This is a genomic window from Actinomadura sp. B10D3 (assembly GCF_039871695.1).
GTDB classification, from domain to species: domain Bacteria; phylum Actinomycetota; class Actinomycetes; order Streptosporangiales; family Streptosporangiaceae; genus Spirillospora; species Spirillospora madurae.
Window position 1 is genome coordinate 1 of record NZ_JBDPLY010000012.1, and the last position, 22357, is coordinate 22357.

The window sequence follows — 22357 nt, forward strand, 5'->3', positions numbered from 1 at the left end:
ATCCAGTGCCGCGACGCCGACCTGGTCGGCAAGCCCTTCTTCGCCCACTACGACCCCGACGCCGTCTGGCTGGACGACCTCAAACCCGCCTTCACCGACCGCTTCCCCTGGCAGAAGTAGCCGTCGCCTTGAGGAGGGTCAGGGCATCCGGACCAGGTGCCGGCGCCTGACCGGGAACGGGCCGGTCAGGTACAGGGAGCGAAGGGTCGCGAGGCGCACCAGCAACTCCTTCATCCTCGCGGCCGGCCGGCCCGTGAAGAACACGCGCCGCGGCGTGTCGTCGGGACGGACGAACTGGCACAGGCCGTCCCCGCGTCCGAGGCTGACGATCTGCGCGATGTACTGGAACCGGTGGTTGCGCAGGGTCCGCCCGGTCAGCCGGGCGGCGATGGCGTCGGCGGCGATCACCGCCATCGGGATCCCCGTGGCGCACGCCATGCGCAGCTCCCGCCCGTCGGAGCCGAGCACCCGGGCCGCGTCGCCGATGACGTACACGTTGGCGTCCGACACGGAGCGCTGGGTGTCGTCGACGAGCGCACGCCCGTCGCCGTCCACCTCCAGGCCCGACTCGCGGGCGAGCGTGGGCACCGAGAAGCCCGCGTTCCAGATCACGGCGCCGGCCTCCACGCAGGTGCCGTCGACGAGCACCAGGCCGTCGGCCGTCACCTCCTTGACCTTGGCGTACTCCATGACCTCGACGTCGAGGGACGACATGACGCGCCGCACGTGGGCGCGTCCGCCCTTCGACAGCCCCGGGCCGAGCACCTCGCCCGAGACCAGGCACACGCGCAGGTCGGGGTAGAACTCGGCGAGCTCGGCCGCCGTCTCGATCCCGGTCAGCCCTCCGCCGACGACGCAGACGCGGCGGCCGGACACGGCGAGCTCGCCGAGCGCCTTGCTCGCGAAGGCCCGCGCGTGCTCGACATCGGCCAGCGAGTACGCGTGGTCCGCCACGCCCGGCACGGTCTCGGTGTCGGCGCCGCTGCCGAGCGCGTAGACCAGCGTGTCGTAGCCGATGACCCGTGAGCGCTCCTCCGTCCGCAGAATCACCTGCCCGGCCCGGCGGTCGAGCGCGACCACCTCGCCGACGACGACCCTGACGCCGCTGCCGCGCACCGAGCCGGCGAGGGTGCGGGTGGACAGCTTCTGCCCTGTCGCCATCTGGTGGAGCCGGACGCGTTCGACGAAATTCTCGTGGTCGTTGACGAGGGTGACCCGGACCTCGTCAAGGCGGACCTGCCGCGCGACGCGCTTCGCCGCCAGCAGCCCGGCGTAACCGCCGCCGATCACGAGCACGTGGTGAGCCATTCCACCTCCACCCTTCCGCATCGACGTACACCGTGAATACGACATTCCTGACGACGAGGCACGTGACATCGCGCATGTGTGACCTCAGTCACATCGGCGCGGACACCGGCGCGCGGACACCGGCATGGGAGCGGGAGTTGTCGCGGCGGCGAATTTCCGGACGGTCGGGCACCACAGGCCACGAGGGAAGAGACCTCATGATCGAGACAACTGCCACGGACACGGTTCTCCCCGCCCACGACGACGCCCGCTGGGTCGTCGCGCACGAACCCACGCTCGGGGCGGTGCGCGCCGCGGAGGGCCTTCTCCGCGCGGCCCTCCGGGGATGGGGGATCCGGGACTTCAAGGTCATCGCCGCCGCGCAGGTCGCCGCCAGCGAGCTCGCGGGCAACGCCGTGCGCGACCGGCAGGACGCGGGCCGTTCCGACGACCTCGACATCACGATCCGGCTCGTGCGCAAGCGCGAGAGGCGCTTCGTCAGGATCGAGGTGTCCCACACCGCTCCGGGGTGGCCGGACGAGAGCGACTGGTCCGCCAGGTTCACCGGCCTCGACCTGACTCCGGCGACGTTCGGCACCCGCCGCTCGGACGATTACGAGGGCATGTGGGCTGAAATAGACACCGCCCCCGCATAGCCAAGCTAAGCAATTTCCCTGGCCAGGCGGGCGAACTATTCGATATCGGCTCTTGCCATCGCCGAACTCCCCCGGACAGTACCCACCGATAGGCACAGTGGCGTGCCCATCGGACGTGGACGGTCAAGGGGAGCGATGATCTGGAATCTGATCGAGTCGCGGAAGGCGGGTGCCTCAGCGCGCAGGGTCCTGTGGCTGGCCTTCTGGGGTGAGCGGGCCCGCGGTTACACCACGGCGGTCCGGATGAACATCCCGGAGGACGAGGTGGTCGCGGCGGTCAGGCGGGGCATCTCGCTGAGCGACTACATCCGCGCACGTGAAGCGGCCTCCCACACCGAGACGCTGGAGGCCCATGCCGCGGCGGGCGATCTCTTCGAGTACACGTGGCAGCGTGGATCCGGTCGTGGCCACCTTCCGGCGATGGAAGCCGCCGAGGGAAAGCCGTTCTCCGCGAACGAGCGCGTAGAGATCGAGGCGGCCCCGGACGCCGGTGCCCGCGAATCACTTCGCGAGGACCGTTCGCGAACCCCGCTGGAGGAAAAGGTCTTCGCAGAGGTGCCAATTGGGGCCGTCTACGAACATCAGCCGAACTAGGCTACTCAGCCGGCCTGAATCTTTCGCGTCCTTCTTGTTAAAATGGTCCGGCCCGATCATCGTGATCGGTTGTCTTTTCAATTGACACGCCTCTTGACCGTACCCGGCCCCGCCCTGACCCGACGGCGGGCGCCGACGGGAGCGAGGACGTCGGAGCCAAGCGCACCGTCGTCGCTCCCCCAGAGCACGCCATCACGAGTGGTCGCCCCAGGTCAACGCAGTGAACCCGTCCCACGTCGCCCGTCCCCCGTGGCACAATGACCGAGTCGACCAAGATCATTCTTTACCGACCGGGACGCCGGAACGGTGGCGTCCACCTGCCCGCGGCCGCACGCCGCAGGCGGACCCGTGGTCCCCGGACCAGGTCGTACGAGGTCCGCCGCGGCCATCTCCCCCATACCTCGAGAAACCGTCCCATCTGCAAGAGGGCTCCATGGAACATCAGCCGACGGTCCGCACTGCCAGCGGGCCCGCGTCCCGGGCAGTTCCCATCGTGACCTTCGCCGCCGTCCAGCCCCCGCCCGGACGGCACCGGCCGGGCGGCATCCGGTGAACGCACGGCGGCTCACGTCCCCACCCATGAGCGCGGCGCTGTCCAGGCTGGGCAAGAGGATCGCCACCTTCTGGACGGGCCCGTGGAGGGCGGACGAGCTGGAGCGCGAACGCTCCAGACTCAGCACCGTGATCGACCACTCCGACGTCGCGATCCTGGCCGTCGACGCGCGCGGCAAGGTCGTCACCTGGAACGCGGCGATGGCGGAGCTGACCGGCCTGACCGGGCCGGCCGCCATGGGGAAGCGCATCGAGGACCTGTTCACGCTGACCGACGAGGACGGCGACGCGGTGAGCATCGCCGAGCGGCCCCGGGGCAGCGCCCGGCTGACCTCGACCGCCGGCCGCTCCCGCTGGGTGGAGTTCTCGTCCTCGGCCATGCCGGACGGAACCGCGCCGAAGCTGCTGACCGCGGTGTTCGTGGACAAGTCGGCGAACCGGCAGCTCGAATACACGCGGCACCTGGTCCTCGCCTCCATCCACCACGAACTGCACGGTCCGCTCACGATGATCCGCGGGCACGCCCAGCTGCTCGAACCGGCGGTCTCCAACGAGTCCTCGGCCGAGTCGCTGGGGGCGATCGCCGAAGCGGTCGACATGATGCAGCACGTCATCGCCGACCTGGTCACGCTCGTCGACACCGACGGGACGGAGCGGCCCGCCACGGCGGCGGAGCCCACCGCGGTGAAACCGCTGATCCACAGGACGCTGCTGAGCGTCCCGTCCGTGGGGACGCGTACCGTCATCTCGGCGGAGCCGGGCGTCACCGTCATGGCCGAACCCGTGCATCTGAGGCAGTGCCTCCTCCTGCTGCTCAACAACGCCGAGAAGTACGCCCCCGAGGGGACGATCACCATCACCACGCGCGGCGACGGCACGTACGGCGTGATCGACATCGCGGACGAGGGCCCGGGGATCCCGCCCGCCCGGCGCCATCTGGCCTTCAAGCCGTACTACCGGCTGCCCGCCACGCGGGACCGGCCCGGTTCCGGGCTGGGGCTGCACATCGCCGAGACGCTGATGACCGCGATGGACGGCCGGATCGAGCTGGCGGACGCGCCGTCGGGCGGCCTCATGGTCAGCCTGTGGCTGCCGCTGGCGCCCGCGGCTCCGGTGGCCCCGGCGGAGGAGCACACGACCGACACCGCGTCGTGGCGGGTGACGATGGAAGCCCGGCGGAACTGAGGGTCAGTGATCCGTCAGCGAGGCCACGAGGGCCCTGAGCTCCCCGAGGTCGAACGGCTTGCCGAGGACGCGGGTCAGCGCGCCGTCGTCCAGGTGGGCCGACGCCTGGGCGGAGGCGGTGACCATCAGCACCGGCAGCTCCGCCGTGCGGGCGTCGCCGCGGAGCCTGCCCAGGAAGTCGGCGCCGTCCATGTCGGGCAGCATCCGGTCGAGCACGACCAGGTCCGGCGCGGGGGCCTGGCCGAGCAGCGTCCAGCCGTTCTCCCCGTCCTCGGCGAGAACCGGCTCGTGACCGTCACGCTGCAGGACGGCACGGAGGAGCTGACCGACCCGGGAGTCCTCGACGATAAGCACCCGCACGTTCCGTCCTCTGCTCTGGAGGCGTCACGACGACACCGGCGTGACCGACGCGGAGGTTACCAGGGGGCCGTCCTGCGCCCGGGCACCCCCCGCGCCCCAGGGAGACCCCGGAACCCCGAGGCGCCCGAAAACCTCGAAACACCCCGGAACCCCCGAGACGCCCCAGACCGTCCAATGCCGACCGAAGAGTCGATTAAGACAGATGGAGGCGGCGCGTGACCGTCCGATCACCTCATGCACATCGACCGTTCCCCCAGATAACATGACTTGCGTGGCACGCGTACTAGTGGTGGACGACGATCCGCGGCTGGTGAAAGTGGTCGCGAATCTACTGCGCAAGCACGAGTTCCAGGTCGAGTCCGTCCCCAACGGCGAACTCGGCCGCCAAGCCCTGCGCCGCGGCGACATCGACCTCGCCCTGCTGGACGTCAACCTCCCGGATGTCAACGGCCTCTCGCTGATCTTCCAGCTCCGCGAGGAGGGCAACACCACACCGATCATCCTGCTGACCGTCCGCACCGAGGTGCACGAGCAGGCGCTCGGTCTCCGCCTCGGCGGCGACGACTACATCGTCAAACCGTTCAACCCCGAGGTGCTGCTCGCCCGGATCGACGCCGTGCTGCGGCGCAGCACCCCCGGCACCCCGAGCCGGACCGAGACCCCCCGCAACGAGCACCTGGAGATCCCGCCGGTCACGATCGACCTCACCGCCCGGCTGGCGTACAAGGAGGGCATGCCGGTGCGGCTCGCCCCCCTGGAATACGCCGTCCTGGAGTTCCTGGCGGTCAACCGCGGACGGGCGGTCTCCAAGGAAGAGCTCATGCTGAGCGTGTGGGGCACCAGCCGGGGCGTGTCCCGGACCCTCGCCGAGCACATCTCGCGGCTGCGCCGCAAGCTCGGCGACGACCTGATCATGACCCAGACGGGATACGGCTACCTGATCCCCGCGCCTCCGGGGGATCGCGCAACCACAACTCAGTGACGAGGACGTCCTCGCGCTCGGCCCGCGACCACATCTGGTGCCCGTGCGCCTGCATCGCCGCCCGCCACCGCGCGAGGCCGAGCTCTCCGCCGATCCCCTGACCGGCCCTGGACGGCCACGGCAGGCCGACCCGCGCGACCGCCCGTTCGAGGTCGGCCCGGTTCCTGTTCTTCGTGACCGACCGCACGGTATGAACGGTGAACTCCTTCTGCCGCCGGGCGTGCACTCGCTGACGGATGACCGCGCCGAGCAGGGCCTCGTGGGTGCGCTTGGCGTCCGCGACGATCCGGTCCGCACCCTCCTCCGGCCGCTGCGCCTCGGTCAGGTCGGCGAGCAGCCGGCCCAGCGCGTCGATGGCCGAGCCCAGCAGTTCCGCGTCCTCGTTCGTCTCCCCCATCGCCGCGTGACCGAGCAGCTCGGTCGACACCGCCGCGATGGTGAGCTCGCCGGCCATCCGGTGGGCGAGCCCCCGGGTGAACCGGTCGTGCCAGCGCTGCGGGTCCGCCGGCCCGGGAGTGTTGAAGATCATGGCGGACGCCGGCGTCAGCGGGACCGCGGTGACGGCGCCGCAGGTGAACGTCGACTGCCAGCTCATCGCCTGCCCGGCGGTGATGAGCGACGCCTCGTCCAAAGCCGTACCGGGATCGCCGGTCACATCCTCCAGCCGGCCGGGCGGGGCGCCCGAACGGGAATGCACGCACACGGGAAGCATCGGGTCGCGACACCTCAGCCGGTGGCCGGGGCGGGACCGCCCGGACGGAGGAGGTGCGCGGTGGCCGCCCTCCCGGCGGGCGGTGAATTGGGGCCGGGATAGCTCATCGTTCGCACCGTAATGGTTCCTCTCGTCCTGTGGGAGGCGGGGGACACCGCCCGTCGTCGGCCGCCTTCGGCGTATCCCCCCGCCCCCTCTAAGGTCCGTGCGCTCGTGAATCGGCAACCGGCTCCGGGCATCCGAACGAGGACCGGGGCGAGATCGCACACCGCGGCTGCACCGGACGCCCACCGCAGCCGCAACGGGCGTCCGATACAAGATCAATTCCAGATCAACGCACTGGCGCCCCGCCGCAATTCCCGGAAGGCGGCCCCCGGCGGAGACAGGGGCCGCGACCTCGGTGTTCACCGCTCCGTGTCACCTTCGTCTCCGTGCGTGCGCCGCGGAAACCACCTCGGGGGCCCTGTCAACACGTGTCAAGACGGCGGCCTGTTTTGGGTGATCGTCGAGCGGCACACCACGCGAGCAGCCGAGGGAGATGGACATCGTGCACCCGCACCGCGACGGCCACCCCACCACCGACACGTACAAGAGCTACAACGACGATCTCTTCGAACGGCGCACCGCGCTCAAGGACCGGCTCGCCGCCCTGCGCGCCACCGGCGCCGACGAGGCCGAGGTGCACCGGGTCGAGCGCGAGCTCGACGACCTCACCTACGAGATCATGATCGCGAACTACGGCCTGGTCAGGCAGTACGTCTCCATGTTCACCTCCAAGTCCAACGAGCACAGCCAGGACTTCGAGAGCGCCGGCAAGGTCGGGCTGCTGTGGGCCATCTCCTCCTACGATCCGGCCCGCGGCCCGTTCGCGAGCTGGGCGTTCAAGCCGATCCAGCGCGAGGTGCTGCGCGCCGTCCGGGACGCCGACTACCCGAACCTCAATCTCGGCGACTTCGAGAAGCGGCCGGTCATCCTGGCGGCGGAGCGGGCGCTCTGCGACGAGGCCGGGCCGGAGGTCAGCGTGGAGCACGCCGCCATCGCCCGGCGGGCGGGGGTGTCGGAGGCGCAGGTCCGCCGCGTCCTCGACGCGCCCCGGCTGGACAGCCTGCAGACCCCGCTGAGGTGCGAGGAGGGGCACCCGGTCCAGTGGGAGGACCGGCTGGCGGACTCCTCCTCGAGCATCGAGGACGAGGTGCTGCTCAGGCTGCACCTGCGCATCGTCACCCGCGAGGGCCTGCCGAACCTGGACGGCCGGGAGCTCTACGTGCTGACCCGCCGCTTCGGGCTGGACGGCGAGCCGGAGGAGTCGCTCCGCGTCATCGGCGAGCGCCTCGGGCTCTCCCGGGAGGGCGTCCGGCAGATCCAGCAGAAGGCGCTGGCCAAGCTCCACGAGCCGCTCGCCACCGTCTGACGGCGGTCGCGGCGTTGACACCCGAGACGTTCCACGCACGGTCGGAGACACCATGGCAAAGATCAACGAAGACGGGACGATCGTCCGCGGCCCCGCCGGCGGAGTGACGGCCGGCGGCTACGACCAGGGCACCATCACCACCACCTACGGCCGTCTCGCCGCCGTGTTCGGGCCCCCCGACATCGGCGCCTACCCGGACGACTACCGCGACCTGGACGTGGACGAGATCCGCTACGAGTGGCTCATCGACACCCCGGACGGGCCCGCCCAGATCCATGACTGGAAGACGGGGGACCGGGATCTGCGGAAGACCGGTGAACTCTACGCATGGCGGGTCGGCGGGAACGGACCCGGCGTGATGGGGTGGATCGAGAAGGCGATCAAGGACGCCTGACGGCCAGGCACTCGTGGGACCCGCCCGGTGGCCGCGACCCGGGCGGGCTCGATCGGACACGAGGCCGTGGACGTGGATCACACGGCCGCTGGCGGGCTTTCAGACGCCCACCCGGCTTCCCTCCGGCTCCCTCACCCGCCGCCGCAGCTCCGGCAGTTCGGCGCCGTACGCGTCGACCCTGTAGGTCGGCGCGGACGTTCCGAACTGCGGGAGCCCGAAGCCCGCGAGATGGCGCCGCGTCGCCTTCATCAGCAGGGAGGCTCCGATCCTCGTCCTGGCAAGGTCGTCACTCGGACCGACCAGCATGGCGATCCCGCCGCGGGTCCGGTACACCGCCGCCTGGTCGTTGAGGATCTCGTCGAGCCGATCGGCCATACGGCAGCGGGCCTGAACGGCGGCCTCGTCCCCGAGCGCGGCGAGTCCCTCCACCCGGACGGACACCAGGGCCCAGTAGCCCGGGAGATCACGGCCGAGCATCTGGTCCAGGGCGCCCTCGTCCGGCGGTTCGACGCTCTCCCGCCGGCGCGGCCTCGGTTCCGCCTGTTCCCCCGCCACGATGTCCTTCGAGCGATTGTCAGTGGAATCGGATTCCGACATGTGTTCTCCCATCTCCGGATTACCCGACGACGAACGACGCGCGACATCCAGAGGAAACAGTTCGGAGAAATCAGCGCTCGGCAACATCAGAATCGGACTCGGTCGGCGTCGCGCGGGGGACATGGCCGCCCGGAGAATTTCGCCTCGGATGGGCGGGTTGCCGACCCGGGCGTTCACGGACGGTCCTGGTTGGTGACTCGCGGTCGGAGGCGCACGATCGCGGGACACCCTGCCCGCCCCGCCTCGGCGCTTTGCCCCCGTAGCGCCGAGGCGGGGCCCGGCCCTCCCCTACGGCAGGGCCGTCCGGCCCGGGCCCGCCGAGACCCGCCCGCGCGGCCGGCGATGAGTTCCCGGTGTTTCCGTGGTCGACACCGGTGACACATCGAGCACGGACGGAAGGACGACATGTCACTCGATCTCTTCGCCGGAGTCCCCGTCACCGATTTCCAGGCGGCTTTGCCGTGGTACGAGCGATTCTTCGGCGGGAAGCCGTCATTCCTGCCGAACGACACCGAGGCGGTGTGGGAGGTCGCCGGGAGCCGCTACATCTACATCGTCCAGAACCCGGAACGTGCGGGTAAGGCGCTGGTGCTGTCGTTCGTCGACGACCTCGACGAACGGGTCGCCGCGATCTCCGAGCGGGGCCTCGAACCCGCGGACCGCGAGACCTACGGCAACGGCGTCACCAAGGTGATGTACCGCGATCCCGAGGGCAACGAGCTCAGCTTCGGCGGGCGGACCGGACGCTAGGCGACGATCGCGAGCAGGGCCGTCATGGCCGTGGTGAGTTCCTGGTCGCCCTCCGACGTCGACCGGCGGCGGGCCTCCTCCGCGGTGATCCCTCTGGTCGCCAGACGCCAGAAAGTGTCCTGGTCCATCGAGACGTACGCGGCCGGCTCCCCTTCGGGGTCGGCCATGCGCCAGCGCCCGTCCTGCCGGACCACGCCCCATCGTCCGCCCGCCGGGCCGCGTACCTCCAGATGGGCCGTGGTGTTCTCGGGGCGGACGTGCGTCCGCAGCGTCTCCGGCAGGGCGCGGGCGAAGATGTCCAGCACCGGGGCCATGAGGTCGGGTTCGACGGCACCGGGAGCTGAGACCGCGTCCCGCACCTGCTGCTGGTGGACCCAGAACTCGGTGTAGTCGCGGCCGATGTCCAGCCAGGCGGGGCTGTCGACGTCTGTGGCGGCCCACGAGACGTTCAGATCCGCCTTGGTCTGGAGGTCCCGCGCCGCCCACAGGGCGTCGAGCCGCGGCCCCAGGTGATCGAGCAACTCGGTCATCAGCCGCGGGCTGAGCTGCCGGGCGGCCCGGACGAACTCCTCGTTGGTCCGGGCCAGATAGGCGGGCAGCGTCTCGTCATCGGCGAAGACGGCTCCGCCGTGCCCGTCGCGGCCGCCCGACAGGCGGCGCATGTAGTCGTTGAGCACGTGCGCGACGACGTCGTGGACGTCCCAGCCGGGGCACACCGTCGGCGCGGCCCAGTCGGCGGGGGCCAGGCCGCCGAGCAGGTCGAGCAGCGCCCGCCGCTCGCGGGGGAACAGCGGACGAACGTCGACGGCCGGTCCGAAGATCACCATGGGACGACCCTACCCAGGGGCTCCCATCGCCTCGGTGACGCGGATGAACCCCACGAAAAGGTGGCCACCCGCGTCCCGACCGCGTCAGCCGCCCGTGCCGGCCTGCTCCAGGCGATCGGCCAGAAGGCTCTGGAAATGCGGGCACGTCATGATGTCGTCGTGCGGGCAGTCGCCCTCGATCATGTGGAGCGCGGCCTGGGCCCGCGCGATCCGTGTCAGCAGCCGCTCGCGGTGCCGGGCCCCCAGCTCGCGGCGGGCCGGTGCGGACCGGGCGGACAGCATCGTCCGGATGTCCGCGAGCTCGAACCCCGCCTCTTTCGCGATCAGGATCGCCGCCACCTGCCGCACGTCAGCGTCGGTGTAGCGGCGGCGGTCGCCCGCGCGGGCCGGTGCCAGCAGCCCTTCCGCCTCCCAGTAGCGCAGCACGTGCGCCGGAAGCCCGAACTGGGCCGCCACCTCGCCGATCGACTTCATGTCGACATTAAGTCTCACCTCGGCGCCCATTGTCCACACCGCTCACCAGAGCGCCGGGTCCCCGCTCGGGGGGAGAGGGCTGCTCTGGGCAGCGGGAGCGCACGGTGTGCCGGTCACCGCGCGGGGCTCCGCCGGCAGGACGCGACTGTGCGCTCAGATTAAAGGAGAGTGCACTAACACGTAATTACAAAACTGTTCGCAGACTGCATCATTGCATGGACGTCGAAAGGACCTTCACGGAAGGTCGACACGCTGCCCTGACGCAAATCGGAACGGTCAGCCGTGTAACTTTCCGTGGCCCGGAACATCAGGAGGCATGATGAAGAGAAGCCGGCTGCCGATTCGGGGCCTTGCTTTCGCGACGGCCACTGCGCTCACAGCCACGATGGCGGTGTCCGGAACGGCCCTGGCCGCCGGAAGCCCCTCGCCCAGCACCGCGGATGACATCATCATCTACGACGCGGAAGTCACCGATCCCTACGGAGGTGACATTCCGCCCATTATTACATCGAGGCCGCGCGGAGTGAGCTCTCGGTCGTTCTTGAAGTGTCCGGTCAAGGGCCAAGTATGCCTGCATACACCCGTCCGGCTCGACGACAACAACCAGACCTGGGCCACGTTCGGCCTTTGGGAGTACGGAACGTACTACCTCAGCGGATTCGGCTACCGCGGTCAAAGCGAGCTACAGAACAATCAGTTCGGCAATGCAGTAGCGATCACGCAGAGAAGGGACCACAGCGAGATCGCCTGCTACCCGCCCGCAGGTTCGCATTTCTACGCCGTGAACTTCTACCCGGTCTGGCATGTGGAGCTTACGGGTTACCCGGCTTGCTAAGGGCCTGGAACAGGCCTACGGCCAGGCCGATGACGTGCCCGACCTGCTCCGTGCGCTCGCGCCAGAGTCAGCCGGCGAGCGCGACAAGGCCAGGCACGAGCTGTACGGCAACATCTTCCACCAGGGCAGCCGATTCGAGGCGACCGCGCACGCCCAAGGCCGTCCGCGCCACCGTTCCGACGCTGCGCGTCCTACTCGGCGATCCTGACCCGCCGGGGGTTCTAACGTTCTGGCAGCGTCGCGTGCGGAGGAGTGGGCGCGATGTCGGTGATCGTTCTCACCCTTCGGGGTCGGAGTACCACCCAGCAGCAGCGAGGACATCGCCCAGCTGACCACGCGCTCGGGCAGAACGCAGGTGGTCGAGGTAGTCGCGGGACTCGACGATCTTTCCGTCGCGGACCCGCATGACGAAGATCGCCGGAACGGCGAACGGCTCGCCGGTCTCCACCACGGTCCCCTCGTACCGGAACTCGGCCACGATGACCTCGGGGTCCGCGGTCTCGTGAACAGTGATGCCGACCGGCCTGCGGCGCAGCGTGTGCCCCGTATAGGCGCCAGGCGGTGCGCCGATCCCGAAGTGCGCACGCAACTCGTCAAGAGACCGCAGTGGAGGCGCCGCAAGTGGGTGGAATGGGTGCTCCACGTGGGCCTTCTCGGCGTAGAGCTCGATCACGTCGTCCCAACGTTCCTCGCAGACGCCATGGACCAGCCTCAGAAAGATCTCGCGCGGAGTCACGGATTCGGACATGAGACCTCTCTTCAAAGGAGGCGGTCAGCGGCCCCCAACGCCACCGAGACCACGGAGCCGACACGGCCCAACATAGTTCGACAGCGAATTATTCGTCAAGGAATATCTGCTCGCAACTCATGAGCGGCCTGAACCGCGCCGGGACGTGCCTAGCGCCTACCGGGTGGCATGATCGGTGTCGTGCTGGTCATCCAACGGGTTCGCACCCTGTGGACCGGACGCGGCAGAGGTGCGGCTGAGGCGACCATGCGCGGCCGGCTTCCCAAGGCATTCCCCCTCCCAGAGAGCGAAGGAAGCGGGGAAGTGCTCGTGCACGAGGTCTGGCTGCGAGAGGCCGACGGGTATGTCCCTGCCGAGGACTTCCATACCTACGGCGACCTTTCTCAGGTGGACTGGCTGCGCCTGAAACGCGAACCCAGCGGCGCGATCCGAGTCGAGCGCCAGCCGGTCTCGGCCTCCTTTCCCGTCACCAGGCGAATGGTCCACCTCGGAACTCTCGCACCGGGCCAGAGCGCGTGGTACCAGGCCAACTTCCGGTTCTCCGGCTACTCAATGACCTGGACGTACTGCGACTGGGCAGTCAGCATCGCCAACGAAGCTCCAGAAAGCACCATGTTCCTCGGACGCCGCTACAGCGTCGAACGCGACGACAGGGTCTCCCTCTACGGCAAGCCCTCCCACACCTGATCTGGGCCGCCAGAGCATGCCAGATCACGTCGTTCAGTCAGGCCTGGCTCTGAGCAGCAGGACGAGCCCGGCCACGATAAGGCAGCCCGCCAGGACGACCAGTAATCTCAGCTCATCCACAAGACCTCCCGGTCACCGCCACGACCGTTCGCGGCAGGCTACAGGGACAGAGAGCCTTGATCAGAGTTCCAGAACGGCGAACCGAACGTGCGTGATCGAGCGCGACGTACAGGTCGTGATCAGCCTTGTAGTGCCTAGAACGGGTGGGCGTACGGGCGGCCCTGCACTCGGTCGTAGATCTTGCGCAGCCACGGCTGCCGGACGGCGGGAAGCCGTGCCAGCGTGTGAAGGAAGATCGCCCAGTCCGGCCGGAAGGAGCTCGCTGGAAGCAAGGGCGATGGGTCGTCGCGGAGTGCGCCGTCCGGCAGTCTGGCTGTCGTGTGGACCAGAGGCCGTTCAGCGGAAAAGGCCAGGTGAGCCCACACATCGGCTGGCAGAGGCACAGTCCGGGCCGTGCTGGAGGGCTGCCACGGTTCACCGGTCCGCGGATGCCGTGGCACCACGAGAATGTCTGGGCCGGCTTCCGGGACGGGCAGATCCGGTCCGGCCAAGCCCACGGTCTTTGCCGGCGCCCCAGCCGGGAGCAAGATGGCGAGCGCCGGGCCGAACAAGTCCGCGATAAGGCCGTTGGGAAGCGTCACGGGTGCCCCTGACGATGCAGCCAGCAGGTGAGCCAGTCCCGAACCGATGGCCGCCTCCCACCCCGGGCCAAAATGCCCGGATTGATCGATCGGTGCTGGGCCTCTCCGCTCCCCGGTCACCGCCTCCCAGTCAAGTGCTCGATCGGCAGGCTCATCGGTGGACAGGGCGTGTACGGCATCCGGGGCAAGCCACACCGACTGCCAGAACGAGCAGTCGTCGATGCGGGTCGCCACCGCCCGCCCGCACTGTTCGCACGCGAGGTTCGGGCCGCCGCTGCCGTCCAGTCCGCAGCAGTACCCCTCGCACCTCTCCAGGATCAGAACCATGCCACGTGTGTCACCGGGTGCAACGACGATCGCTCCCGAAGCGCCGAAGGACAGGGCGGACACCGGCGCGAACACACCGCGGGCTGCGGCCTCATCCGCTCCGATCTCGCTCCACCGCCGCCGTGGCGGCCCAGAAGGAGCAGGGTCGACCGCATACGTGCCCGGCTCCATGAGCACGGGAAGCAACGCATGCCCCCACGTCTGGTGGGCGTGAACTGGAAGCGCAACCTGCGACAAGGGGGCACTCAACACGGCGTCGCACCCGACACACCCGAACACCGTCATACAGCCTCCTGTCCTCAAAGGAGATCATCCCAGTCCTCTGTCTCAACGCCACAGGCCAAACGAACTGGTTGTAGTGGTCGAACCTGCTGCGGATGGCCAGGCGCTCGTCATCGGGGACGACAAACAGGGGGCCCTGCGTCGGTGTCCGGGCCGTTGGTTTCGGCGCTGGGCGAAGGGAGCGGTGATGGGGCCGGTTGAGGGGCTAGGGTCCCGGCATGCCCGGTCCGACACTGGTGATCGAACTGGCGGAGCCTGTCGTCCCGGCTGCCCTCCGTGACTTCCGCACGCTGGTGCGAAGGCTCTCTACCCGCTTGTTTCGAGCCGCTGCCACTGAAAGAGCCCCTGGCGGACGATCAAGATGCCTGGCTGGGCCGTATCGATCATTGTGGGGAACCACGACTCGCAAGCGGCAATGAACACCCTCGAGGGACGAAGAATCCATCAGCCGTACATCCCGAGCGACTGTCACCAACGGCCTGTTCAGCTGACTTACTCCTGGACTTCGTAGCCGCCGCGCCATGCTGCGCACCGTTCGGCGAAGGCCGCGAGGTGCTGGGCCTCGAACTGTTCGGCGGACCAATCTTCCGGCCCGACCACGTCAGGTGTGCAGGCATAGGCCCACCCATGGCTGCCGTCGGTCAACTCGACCCTCTTCAGCTCGTAGAACGGGCTCTCGAACGCGTCCAACAGGCGCCATTCCTCCGGGGTGAGTCCGGTGAGGAGGTAACCGCGGACGATGCTCTCGCCTGGGACGAGCCCTGGATAGACCTCGTTGGGGATTGCTGCGGCTCTCCAGCCTTCGGCCATGGCGGGACGGCGGTCGGGAACCCTGTCGATCAGGGTGACCAGGACCTCGGGGAACGGGAGGCTTCCGTAGACGAACAGGGCGCCATCTTTGCGGTATCGGCCGTCACCCTGCCGATCCGGCCATCGTCCGATCCCAGCAGCAGCGGTCATCGCGGTAGTCACATCGATCCGGGGTCAGGTGGGGCGGGCGGCGGGGTGAAGGCCGTCCATCAGGAGGTCCAGCAGGCGTCCGGCCCTGGCTTCTTGCTCGCGCCGGGGGGCCACGGTGAAGATGCCGATGAGGGACGCGGCGATGTCTTCGGCGGTGACGTCCGAGCGGAGGTCGCCGGCCGCGCGACCGGCGTCGAGCATCGTGGTGATGGCCGCCAGGAGCTCGCTCCGGGTCTGCGCATGGGCGATCTCACCTGACTCGATCATCGCGTGCAGCGTGTCGAGCATGCCGCTCTTGGTCGCGATCCAGTCCCCGAACAGGTCCATCCATCGCCGCATCGCCGCGGCCGGGGGCAGTTGGCCGAGCAACTCGCGGGCGCCGGTCGTCAGCCGCATGACCTGGTCCCGGTAGACCGCATCGACCAGCGACTCGCGGGTCGGGAAGTGCCGGTAGAGCGTGGCGATGCCGACTCCGGCCTCGCGGGCGATCGCGCGCATCGACGGCTCCTCGTCGGCCGACGCGAACACGCGGGTCGCCACCGCGAGCAACTGGTCGCGGTTGCGGGCCGCGTCCGCCCGTGGCGCGCGCATCTTCGCCTCAGACAAAACGGATCACGCTCCGGTTGTGTTAGGGTCGATCATGAAACGGAGCATAGTCCGTTTCAAGGTGTCCCCTCGATGCCCAAGGAGACAGGCGTACATGCAGGAACAGAGCGATCACCGCCGACGGTCAAGAGCAGGGCGGTCCGGCTCGATTCATTCGGTGGCCCCGAAGTACTGGACGTCCGCGAGGTTGTCGCTCCGCAGGCAGGCCCGGGACAGATCCGCGTGCGAGTCACCGCGGCCGGTCTGAACCCGATGGACTGGATCATCACCGCCGACGCGGACACCGCCGCCCGGTTCGGCTTGAGCCTCCCGGCCGGTTTCGGGACCGACTACGCGGGGGTCGTCGACCAGGTCGGGGACGGGGTGACCGGCTTCGCGTCCGGTGACCGGGTGTTCGGGGGCGCCCTGTCCCGCGCGGTCGCCGACTTCGTGGTCATCGACGTGGCCGAGGGCGGCGCGGTGAGCGAGGCCCATCACACTCCCGACGGCGTCGACGACCGCACCGCCGCCACCCTCGCGATCGCCGGGCGCACGGCGTCCACCGCCCTCGCCGTGGTCGACCTCGGCCCGGACGACACGGTACTGATCGGCGGCGCGGCGGGCGGAGTCGGGGTGTTCGCCGTCCAGCTGGCCAGGATCGCAGGAGCGCGCGTGATCGGGACGGGATCGGCGACGTCCGCCGATTTCCTCCGCGATCTCGGAGCCGAGCCGGTCGCCTACGGCGAAGGTCTGGCCGCCCGCGTCCGAGCCCTCGCTCCCGACGGTGTCACCGCCGCCATCGACCTGTACGGGACGGAGACGGTACACGCCGCAAGGGAACTCGGCGTCCCGGACGGCCGCATCTGCACCATCGCCGCCCAGGTCGAGGGCGTGACAGCGGCCAACGGCGCGAACTCCGCCCCCGGCGCACTGGAAGAGATCGCCCGCCTGGTCGCGACGGGCCGGCTCCGGGTGCCGATCGCAGCGAGCTTCCCGGTCGAGCAGATCCGCCGTGCGACCGAGCTCCAGGCCGGCCGCCACGTCCACGGCAAGATCGTCATCGACCTGTAGACCAAGGCCGTCGCGACGATGACCGCGAAGTCGGGGACGGCCTCCCGCCCGATGAGGGCCCAGGGCGGTGCACTCTGACGGGCTCGGTTCTCCGCTCTTCCCCGACTCCGGCGTACTGACCGGAGCACTCCGAGGTCAGCCGCCGGAGCCCGACCGGCGTAATGCCGAGGATCGGGGAGTATCGCACTGAGTCGATCACTGCCGCCTCTAGCGTCAGCCTCATGGAGATACCCGAGCTTGCGGAGTCTGGTGACCGCCGCACCTCCGCTCACACGCCGCCTTCGACCAACACCCCCAAACCCCGCGACCGCCCGGACAAGCCCCTGCCTCCGGAGCCATAGGGCCCCGCCGGAGTCATAGGACGCCCCGACCACATCCGACCGGAGGACGGGCCTGGCGCGCCCCGACACCACCGACAACTGCCGGACGAGGCGGCGCCGGCAGGGCACGCTGCCGTCCTGTGATTGGTGCCCACGCCGCACGCTCCGAACGGCCTGCCGCAGTGTCGTGCCGACGGCCCAAGCGCCGCCGCCCCTGGCCAGGGAACGCTCAAGTCGGAAGGCAGCCGCCGCGCGCCGGCCGTCCTCCCAAGCACCTGGACGTGTACGCCCAGCCTGAAAGGGCTTTGGGTTCATCGGCGTCAGGGGAGGCCGAGCCTCGGCGGCCCGAGTGACCCGGACGGGGTACTGGTCACTCGGGGTGCAGAGGTCTTACGGCCGCGTGACGGGAGCGTGACCGCGAGATCGCCTCGTCACTCGGCAAGATGGCTAGGAGCTGCCGGGTCGGCGAGAACGGACGACGCGAAATGTCCGCTGGGCGGCTTCACCAGGCACCACCAGGGGCGACCTCGGGCAACGTGATCGACCTCGCTGCGATACTTCGTCGAATGATATATCGTCTCCCGTATGGTCAAGCGAGCCACGGTGATGAGCGAGCCCACGTACTTCGTGCTGGCCGCGCTACTGGACGGGCCGGTGCACGGCTACGGGATCATCAAGAAGGCACAGGAGCAGTCGGGCGGTCGCGTCCGGCTGGCCGTGGGCACCCTCTACGGCGCACTCGACCGGCTGGCGAACGATGGACTGATCGTCGTGGACCGCGAGGAGACCGTCCAGGGCCGTCCGCGCCGCTACTTCCGATTGACCGAGGACGGGCGCCTGGCCGTCACCCGGGAGGCCTTGCGGTTGGAGCAGGCAGCCCGGGTCGTCACCGGCCGGATCTCCCCGGCGACCGGGGACGCCGGGGCATGAGCCGATCATTCACCGAAGCCTGGTACCGGCTGTTCCTGACGGCGTTCCCGCCCGGCCACCGCGCCGAGCACGGCGGCGAGATCCTCGGCATCCTCGTCGACGACAGCTCGAGCCGCGTCCTTCGGTGCGGGAGACGGTCGGACTTCTGACCGCGGGCTTGGCCACGCGGGTTCGGGCGGCCACGGCCGCTCCTTGGTGGGCCGACGGACTGCAACTCGGCTTGCTGATGCTGGCGCTGGCAGGTCTGGCACACGGCGTCGCCGACCATGCGTCGCCCTGGTGGCTGGCCGCTTCGGCAGTGCTGGTGGGGGCGCTGCTGCGCGGCTGGGCACTGGTGGCCGTGCCATTCGCCCTGGCCGTAGCGTTCGCCACCGGCCGCGCCATGCTGCTGGGGGCGGAGGCGACGTCTTGGCCGTCGCAGTCCTTCGGCCCGGCTTACCACAACTGGATTTCGCTGGCCCCCTACGGCGTCCTCGCGATCGGAGCCGTAACCCTGGCGGCCAACTGCCCGGCGCGGCCTCCCCGCTCATCAACCCACCACGGAACACCCAGGACATCGGCTACTGGTTGACACTTACGGCGCTCCTGCTTGCCATGGCCGCGACAGCATGGCGACCCCAACCCATTCCCGAACGGCGCCATCCTGCCCTCCAACCAGCGGCCGTGGCACGCCGGCGAGCGGTTCCCACATCGCGCCCCGCAGGATCGGGTGCACCGCCATGACCTGGACGGGCCCAGCGCCAGTGTGCCGGCGAGGCCACTCAGAGCGCGCCTCACCCAGCGGTAACCGGTGCCTTCGGCCGGGCCACCGTCGGGACGTCAACGACGATCCAACGAACGCAGATTTCGGGTGATCTCCCGAAACCGCCAGCGATCATGGTGCGTCTCACCCCGCAATCGAGTCACTTCGGTTGCCCCCCGACCACAAGGAGTAGCAAGGTGCCCGTTTCCCGCTGGATCATCGGAGGCGTCGCCACCCTGGCCGCCACCGCCGCCGTCACGACCGGGATCGTCGTCTCGACGGCGGACACCCGGGACGGCGGCCAGGTCGGCGCCGCCGGAGCCGCCCAGGCCTTGCCCACCAAGCCTGCCGCGGTCCCCCAGGGCATGCCCTACGAGCCCGTGCCCACACCCCGCGACCAGCCCGCCCTGAAGAAGGCCGCGTTCGCGCCCAGCTCGTACACCGTGAAGATCACCGGGCAGTACCAGAGCAAGAGCAACTGGTGCGTGCCGACGTCGAGTTCGATCAGCCTGCGCACTCTCGGCGTCAAGGTGAGCCAGGCCACGCTCGCCAAGAAGATGAAGACCTCGGGCCCCGGCACCACGGCCAAGCAGGCGCTCCCGGTGCTCAACGCCTACGCCAAGCCGAAGCACCTCGCCTACCGGGTCGGGGACGACATCAGCAGTGGCACGAAACTGCTGAACAAGGTCAAGTACGACGTGGGCATCCTGCACCGGGCCACGATCCTCGGCGTATGGGCCGACGATCTGCCCTGGAACAGCAAGCAGGGCTTCCCCAACAAGACCGGGCACGCGGTCGTCGTGTACGGCTACAACGCCAGCAAGAAGACCATCACCGTCTGGGATCCGTGGAAGGCGACCGGCGGCAAGCACACCATCAGCGCCTCCAAGCTCTCCTCCGTCTCCCAGAAGGGCGCAATGTTCGTCATCAACCCCACCCTCTGACCAAGGCGGACCGGCCCGGGCCTGAGCGGCGGACGCGTCTACCAACCGACGCATTGCAACACCGCCGCCAGGCCCAGGCCGTGTAATTGCCCCAACGGCGCCAGAGCACCAAACAATCAAGGCCCGATGTCCGAATTGAAGCGGCGCTTGAACTTGGGAACCATCGCGAACTAGGCCATCACCCTCGCGACGACAGCATCTGTAGAGCACGAACGAGGGTCCACACTCGTCCAAGCAGCCCCTTTAGGCATAAGGACGGCGCTGCTCGTCAGCTACCCCTTGGTGCAGATGCGGTTATCTCGCCCGGTTGAGGCGGGGCCTGCGTGGCGATGTATTGAGAATAGGAGAGGTCGTCGATGCCCGGGCTTTTCCTGGATGCGGTGCGCGATGTGCACGTCCATTACCGCAGGAACATCGGCGGCTGCGGTCCGTACGCCGCCATCACCGTCGACTTCGAACCGTTGCCAGACGACGAGACCGAGTTCGACTTCGTTAATTTCCTCGACGAGGCGGATCTTCCGTCGGAGTTCGCCGACGCCGTCGCCGACGGCATCAGGCGGGAACTGCCAGGCGACGTCGAGTACGAGTGGGATAAGCCTCTGCCGCAGGCGGGCCCCCACGCTGCGGCCGTTCGAGTAGCGCTCACTGACGCCCGTTGGCATGAAGTCGATTCCAGCGAACGCGGCTTTCGGCAAGCTGGGCGCCTGGCCGTCCGCGCTTCTTGAGGCCGCGTCAGGGCCGAGGTCCAGGGCTCTCGCTGTGTTGTGTCCCTGACAAACGTCGCTGAGACGTGATGTCACCCGGCGGTGTTATCCTCGGCCTCCATGACGGACATGCACACATATGCCTTTACCTCACCTGACGAACTCCTCGCAGCCGTTGCGACCGGCGAGACGGCGACAATCGCCGATTTGGTCCGGCGAGATCTGCGGCTCACCGACGAAGACGATGTCTGCGGGGTGGTGCTTCGCGGCGGTGGAAGGTCGGCTTTTGCCTCGGACAATCCATGGGCGCTCCCGGACGACGGCGACCTGACTGCATTGCTCCAGCAGGTCTGGGCGCCGGCCGCGGCCGAGTGCCCCCAGTTCGTTCGGACGCTGTCCCGCGAAGTGATGGGCGTCCTGCTGGTCCGGGCGAAAAACGAGTTCCGCTTGGGCTACATCGCCTTCATACCCCGCGGCGGCCGTACAGTGCGCGCACCATCGGATGTTTCAGAACTGCCTTCCTTGGCGGAGGACGGACAGCTTCATTGGTTCTGGGGCGGGCCACCGACATCACTGGACGTCGTCGGTGCCGCCGGTGCGGAGTTCGAGGTACCCGACCCGGTCCGCATCATCGCCTCTGTGCACGCCACATTGGCAGCGCCAGATGCCGAGTGGTCGATGGATACCGGCATGCTGAAGGCCTCGCTCGGTGACGCTCTGCGCGAGCAGTTCGAACAGTGGCGGGAGGACGATGATGACGACGACGATATGGAGTACGCATACGACGAGGAAGACTTCATCACGTACGATGATCATCGACTGCTTGCGTCCTACCCTCCCGGCATGCAATACAGCGTCATCGTTCCGGGCGATGCTGGCCAGCGGGACCACTGCCTCGTGGCTACATTCGACCATCAAGATATGAACGTGGTCGAAACCCGTCCCTTCTGGGAGTGGTTCCACAGAGAAACGTCAACCTTGCTTTTCGGTCTCTGATCCTCAGGCCGATCCTGGGCTGGTTGCGCACTGCACCAGGGACGGTCGCCCTCGATGTGCTCAGTACAACGATGACCGTCCGGGCGTTCATTCTCCCCGCCGCGTTCGCGAGTCTGCGGTGGGGCTGCCTCACCGCGACCGGCGCGCAGCGTGCCCCTGGCGGACAGGGTTGAAGGTCAAGGTCGCGGGCGTGCTCCAGAGGGTCGGGCGCGCCTCACCTCAGCCGGTGAACGGCTCGGGGCCGAAGCGGCCCCAGGCCACGAAGGCGGCCGCAGCGAGCAAGGCGAGACACAGCGCGACGTTCTTGTAGTGCCCGTAGCGGGCGTGAGTGATCATCCCGCCGATCATCAACAGAATCCAGCAGACGGCGGTCACCGCCACCATCACCGGCGCGATGTCGAGCGCTGCGGGCAGGAGCAGGCCCACCGCGGCCAGGATCTCGAGGCCCCCGATGGTTTTGACGAAGCCGGTGCTTGCGCTCTCGGTCCAATCCGTTGATTCGTCCAGCTTGGACTTAGGCAAGAACACTTTGGTGGCGCCACTGAACAGGGCCAGGGCGGCAAGTAGCCCGGCAACGATCCACAGGGCGAGGTTCATGAGCTGCCTTCAGGTGCGGGGCGACTCGGGCCGGCCTTCGATCCGCCGAGCCGTTCATCGCCGACGGGCTGCCGGACGATGCCGTCCGCGGGCATCCCTGTCGGCTTCCCATGGTGACTGGTCGGGCATGAAAACACCGCCAGTCGC

At 68.8% G+C, this 22357-nt stretch carries 27 protein-coding genes; 16 read left to right on the forward strand and 11 right to left on the reverse strand.

Annotated elements, in window-relative coordinates:
- Positions 1 to 138: 138 nt before the first annotated feature.
- Entirely contained in the window at positions 139 to 1308 is a 1170-nt protein-coding gene (locus ABGB11_RS19030; RefSeq protein WP_347634540.1) for an FAD-dependent oxidoreductase, read from the reverse strand.
- 197 nt (positions 1309 to 1505) lie between these two features.
- Between ABGB11_RS19030 and ABGB11_RS19035 the strand changes: the two genes are divergently transcribed.
- The 3 genes from ABGB11_RS19035 (at position 1506) to ABGB11_RS19045 (ending at position 4274) form a co-directional block, all read left to right on the forward strand.
- Positions 1506 to 1943 carry a hypothetical protein gene (locus ABGB11_RS19035; protein WP_347634542.1) on the forward strand — a complete coding sequence of 146 codons (438 nt, stop codon included), beginning with the start codon at positions 1506 to 1508 and terminating at the stop codon, positions 1941 to 1943.
- A gap of 243 nt (positions 1944 to 2186) precedes the next feature.
- Positions 2187 to 2537: a hypothetical protein gene (locus ABGB11_RS19040; RefSeq protein ID WP_347634544.1), complete on the forward strand. Its 351-nt coding sequence runs from the start codon at positions 2187 to 2189 to the stop codon at positions 2535 to 2537.
- 579 nt (positions 2538 to 3116) lie between these two features.
- Positions 3117 to 4274 (forward strand): ATP-binding protein, encoded by a 1158-nt coding sequence (locus ABGB11_RS19045; protein WP_347634546.1) that lies wholly within the window; start codon positions 3117 to 3119, stop codon positions 4272 to 4274.
- A gap of 3 nt (positions 4275 to 4277) precedes the next feature.
- Here the strand turns inward: ABGB11_RS19045 and ABGB11_RS19050 are convergent, their stop codons facing one another.
- Positions 4278 to 4634 (reverse strand): response regulator, encoded by a 357-nt coding sequence (locus tag ABGB11_RS19050; protein WP_347634548.1) that lies wholly within the window; start codon positions 4632 to 4634, stop codon positions 4278 to 4280.
- A gap of 271 nt (positions 4635 to 4905) precedes the next feature.
- On the opposite strand from ABGB11_RS19050, the gene ABGB11_RS19055 reads away from it, so the two are divergent.
- Positions 4906 to 5616, forward strand: coding sequence for a response regulator transcription factor (locus ABGB11_RS19055; protein ID WP_347634550.1), 711 nt, complete (start codon positions 4906 to 4908; stop codon positions 5614 to 5616).
- Here ABGB11_RS19055 and ABGB11_RS19060 read toward each other — a convergent pair.
- A complete protein-coding gene (locus tag ABGB11_RS19060) occupies positions 5546 to 6313 on the reverse strand; it encodes a hypothetical protein (RefSeq protein ID WP_347634552.1) in 768 nt (255 codons plus the stop codon). The two genes, ABGB11_RS19055 and ABGB11_RS19060, sit on opposite strands and share 71 nt — an antisense overlap.
- A 553-nt stretch (positions 6314 to 6866) precedes the next feature.
- Here ABGB11_RS19060 and ABGB11_RS19065 point away from each other — a divergent pair.
- Positions 6867 to 7739: a sigma-70 family RNA polymerase sigma factor gene (locus ABGB11_RS19065; protein ID WP_347634554.1), complete on the forward strand. Its 873-nt coding sequence runs from the start codon at positions 6867 to 6869 to the stop codon at positions 7737 to 7739.
- Between the two features lie 52 nt (positions 7740 to 7791).
- Positions 7792 to 8133 carry a hypothetical protein gene (locus ABGB11_RS19070; RefSeq protein ID WP_347634556.1) on the forward strand — a complete coding sequence of 114 codons (342 nt, stop codon included), beginning with the start codon at positions 7792 to 7794 and terminating at the stop codon, positions 8131 to 8133.
- A 99-nt stretch (positions 8134 to 8232) separates the two neighbouring features.
- On the opposite strand, the gene ABGB11_RS19075 is transcribed toward ABGB11_RS19070, so the two are convergent.
- The gene (locus tag ABGB11_RS19075) at positions 8233 to 8688 is read right to left on the reverse strand and encodes a hypothetical protein (RefSeq protein WP_347634558.1); all 456 of its coding nucleotides are present in this window, start codon (positions 8686 to 8688) and stop codon (positions 8233 to 8235) included.
- 447 nt (positions 8689 to 9135) lie between these two features.
- Here ABGB11_RS19075 and ABGB11_RS19080 point away from each other — a divergent pair, with 447 nt between their 5' ends.
- Positions 9136 to 9480, forward strand: a complete 345-nt coding sequence (locus ABGB11_RS19080) for a VOC family protein (protein WP_347634560.1) — start codon at positions 9136 to 9138, stop codon at positions 9478 to 9480.
- Here ABGB11_RS19080 and ABGB11_RS19085 read toward each other — a convergent pair.
- Positions 9477 to 10307 (reverse strand): maleylpyruvate isomerase family mycothiol-dependent enzyme, encoded by an 831-nt coding sequence (locus tag ABGB11_RS19085; RefSeq protein WP_347634562.1) that lies wholly within the window; start codon positions 10305 to 10307, stop codon positions 9477 to 9479. The genes ABGB11_RS19080 and ABGB11_RS19085 overlap by 4 nt on opposite strands.
- 84 nt (positions 10308 to 10391) lie before the next feature.
- On the reverse strand, positions 10392 to 10781 hold the full coding sequence (locus ABGB11_RS19090) for a MerR family transcriptional regulator (protein ID WP_347634564.1): 390 nt from the start codon (positions 10779 to 10781) through the stop codon (positions 10392 to 10394).
- 316 nt (positions 10782 to 11097) lie between these two features.
- Between ABGB11_RS19090 and ABGB11_RS19095 the strand changes: the two genes are divergently transcribed.
- Positions 11098 to 11616: a hypothetical protein gene (locus ABGB11_RS19095; protein ID WP_347634566.1), complete on the forward strand. Its 519-nt coding sequence runs from the start codon at positions 11098 to 11100 to the stop codon at positions 11614 to 11616.
- A 277-nt stretch (positions 11617 to 11893) separates the two neighbouring features.
- On the opposite strand, the gene ABGB11_RS19100 is transcribed toward ABGB11_RS19095, so the two are convergent.
- Positions 11894 to 12364 (reverse strand): nuclear transport factor 2 family protein, encoded by a 471-nt coding sequence (locus tag ABGB11_RS19100; protein WP_347634568.1) that lies wholly within the window; start codon positions 12362 to 12364, stop codon positions 11894 to 11896.
- Positions 12365 to 12532: 168 nt separating this feature from the next.
- On the opposite strand from ABGB11_RS19100, the gene ABGB11_RS19105 reads away from it, so the two are divergent.
- Positions 12533 to 13051, forward strand: a complete 519-nt coding sequence (locus ABGB11_RS19105) for a hypothetical protein (protein WP_347634570.1) — start codon at positions 12533 to 12535, stop codon at positions 13049 to 13051.
- A gap of 254 nt (positions 13052 to 13305) precedes the next feature.
- Here ABGB11_RS19105 and ABGB11_RS19110 read toward each other — a convergent pair whose 3' ends face one another.
- The 3 genes from ABGB11_RS19110 to ABGB11_RS19120 form a co-directional block, all read right to left on the reverse strand.
- Positions 13306 to 13443, reverse strand: coding sequence for a hypothetical protein (locus ABGB11_RS19110; protein ID WP_347634572.1), 138 nt, complete (start codon positions 13441 to 13443; stop codon positions 13306 to 13308).
- A gap of 1410 nt (positions 13444 to 14853) precedes the next feature.
- Positions 14854 to 15321, reverse strand: coding sequence for a gamma-glutamylcyclotransferase family protein (locus ABGB11_RS19115; RefSeq protein WP_347634574.1), 468 nt, complete (start codon positions 15319 to 15321; stop codon positions 14854 to 14856).
- 24 nt (positions 15322 to 15345) lie between these two features.
- Positions 15346 to 15912 (reverse strand): helix-turn-helix domain-containing protein, encoded by a 567-nt coding sequence (locus ABGB11_RS19120; protein WP_347634576.1) that lies wholly within the window; start codon positions 15910 to 15912, stop codon positions 15346 to 15348.
- A gap of 87 nt (positions 15913 to 15999) precedes the next feature.
- Between ABGB11_RS19120 and ABGB11_RS19125 the strand changes: the two genes are divergently transcribed.
- The 7 genes from ABGB11_RS19125 to ABGB11_RS19155 all read left to right on the forward strand — a co-directional run bounded on the left by ABGB11_RS19125 (position 16000) and on the right by ABGB11_RS19155 (position 21613).
- Positions 16000 to 16977: an NADP-dependent oxidoreductase gene (locus tag ABGB11_RS19125; RefSeq protein ID WP_347634578.1), complete on the forward strand. Its 978-nt coding sequence runs from the start codon at positions 16000 to 16002 to the stop codon at positions 16975 to 16977.
- Positions 16978 to 17882: 905 nt separating this feature from the next.
- On the forward strand, positions 17883 to 18227 hold the full coding sequence (locus ABGB11_RS19130) for a PadR family transcriptional regulator (protein WP_347634580.1): 345 nt from the start codon (positions 17883 to 17885) through the stop codon (positions 18225 to 18227).
- Complete coding sequence (locus ABGB11_RS19135) at positions 18224 to 18376, forward strand: hypothetical protein (RefSeq protein ID WP_347634582.1); 153 nt, start codon at positions 18224 to 18226, stop codon at positions 18374 to 18376. Before ABGB11_RS19130 ends, ABGB11_RS19135 begins: the two co-directional genes overlap by 4 nt.
- Positions 18377 to 18447: 71 nt before the next feature.
- Complete coding sequence (locus ABGB11_RS19140; RefSeq protein WP_347634584.1) at positions 18448 to 18798, forward strand: hypothetical protein; 351 nt, start codon at positions 18448 to 18450, stop codon at positions 18796 to 18798.
- A gap of 368 nt (positions 18799 to 19166) precedes the next feature.
- A complete protein-coding gene (locus ABGB11_RS19145) occupies positions 19167 to 19913 on the forward strand; it encodes a C39 family peptidase (protein ID WP_347634586.1) in 747 nt (248 codons plus the stop codon).
- Between the two features lie 356 nt (positions 19914 to 20269).
- Positions 20270 to 20638 (forward strand): hypothetical protein, encoded by a 369-nt coding sequence (locus ABGB11_RS19150; RefSeq protein WP_347634588.1) that lies wholly within the window; start codon positions 20270 to 20272, stop codon positions 20636 to 20638.
- Between the two features lie 99 nt (positions 20639 to 20737).
- Entirely contained in the window at positions 20738 to 21613 is an 876-nt protein-coding gene (locus ABGB11_RS19155) for a hypothetical protein (protein WP_347634590.1), read from the forward strand.
- Positions 21614 to 21832: 219 nt separating this feature from the next.
- Here the strand turns inward: ABGB11_RS19155 and ABGB11_RS19160 are convergent, their stop codons facing one another.
- Positions 21833 to 22210, reverse strand: coding sequence for a DoxX family protein (locus ABGB11_RS19160; RefSeq protein ID WP_347634592.1), 378 nt, complete (start codon positions 22208 to 22210; stop codon positions 21833 to 21835).
- Positions 22211 to 22357: the final 147 nt, after the last annotated feature.

Excerpts from the sequence above, each read along its gene's own strand:
- ABGB11_RS19070 (WP_347634556.1), top strand. The coding sequence starts at position 7,792 with ATGGCAAAGATCAACGAAGACGGGACGATCGTCCGCGGCCCCGCCGGC.
- ABGB11_RS19105 (WP_347634570.1), top strand. The coding sequence starts at position 12,533 with ATGATCGGTGTCGTGCTGGTCATCCAACGGGTTCGCACCCTGTGGACC.
- ABGB11_RS19035 (WP_347634542.1), top strand. The coding sequence starts at position 1,506 with ATGATCGAGACAACTGCCACGGACACGGTTCTCCCCGCCCACGACGAC.
- ABGB11_RS19080 (WP_347634560.1), top strand. The coding sequence starts at position 9,136 with ATGTCACTCGATCTCTTCGCCGGAGTCCCCGTCACCGATTTCCAGGCG.
- ABGB11_RS19155 (WP_347634590.1), top strand. The coding sequence starts at position 20,738 with ATGACGGACATGCACACATATGCCTTTACCTCACCTGACGAACTCCTC.
- ABGB11_RS19125 (WP_347634578.1), top strand. The coding sequence starts at position 16,000 with ATGCCCAAGGAGACAGGCGTACATGCAGGAACAGAGCGATCACCGCCG.
- ABGB11_RS19135 (WP_347634582.1), top strand. The coding sequence starts at position 18,224 with ATGAGCCGATCATTCACCGAAGCCTGGTACCGGCTGTTCCTGACGGCG.
- ABGB11_RS19100 (WP_347634568.1), bottom strand. The coding sequence starts at position 12,364 with ATGTCCGAATCCGTGACTCCGCGCGAGATCTTTCTGAGGCTGGTCCAT.
- ABGB11_RS19130 (WP_347634580.1), top strand. The coding sequence starts at position 17,883 with ATGGTCAAGCGAGCCACGGTGATGAGCGAGCCCACGTACTTCGTGCTG.
- ABGB11_RS19030 (WP_347634540.1), bottom strand. The coding sequence starts at position 1,308 with ATGGCTCACCACGTGCTCGTGATCGGCGGCGGTTACGCCGGGCTGCTG.
- ABGB11_RS19160 (WP_347634592.1), bottom strand. The coding sequence starts at position 22,210 with ATGAACCTCGCCCTGTGGATCGTTGCCGGGCTACTTGCCGCCCTGGCC.
- ABGB11_RS19085 (WP_347634562.1), bottom strand. The coding sequence starts at position 10,307 with ATGGTGATCTTCGGACCGGCCGTCGACGTTCGTCCGCTGTTCCCCCGC.
- ABGB11_RS19095 (WP_347634566.1), top strand. The coding sequence starts at position 11,098 with ATGATGAAGAGAAGCCGGCTGCCGATTCGGGGCCTTGCTTTCGCGACG.
- ABGB11_RS19090 (WP_347634564.1), bottom strand. The coding sequence starts at position 10,781 with ATGAAGTCGATCGGCGAGGTGGCGGCCCAGTTCGGGCTTCCGGCGCAC.
- ABGB11_RS19065 (WP_347634554.1), top strand. The coding sequence starts at position 6,867 with ATGGACATCGTGCACCCGCACCGCGACGGCCACCCCACCACCGACACG.
- ABGB11_RS19045 (WP_347634546.1), top strand. The coding sequence starts at position 3,117 with ATGAGCGCGGCGCTGTCCAGGCTGGGCAAGAGGATCGCCACCTTCTGG.
- ABGB11_RS19115 (WP_347634574.1), bottom strand. The coding sequence starts at position 15,321 with ATGACCGCTGCTGCTGGGATCGGACGATGGCCGGATCGGCAGGGTGAC.
- ABGB11_RS19150 (WP_347634588.1), top strand. The coding sequence starts at position 20,270 with ATGCCCGGGCTTTTCCTGGATGCGGTGCGCGATGTGCACGTCCATTAC.
- ABGB11_RS19040 (WP_347634544.1), top strand. The coding sequence starts at position 2,187 with ATGAACATCCCGGAGGACGAGGTGGTCGCGGCGGTCAGGCGGGGCATC.
- ABGB11_RS19120 (WP_347634576.1), bottom strand. The coding sequence starts at position 15,912 with ATGCGCGCGCCACGGGCGGACGCGGCCCGCAACCGCGACCAGTTGCTC.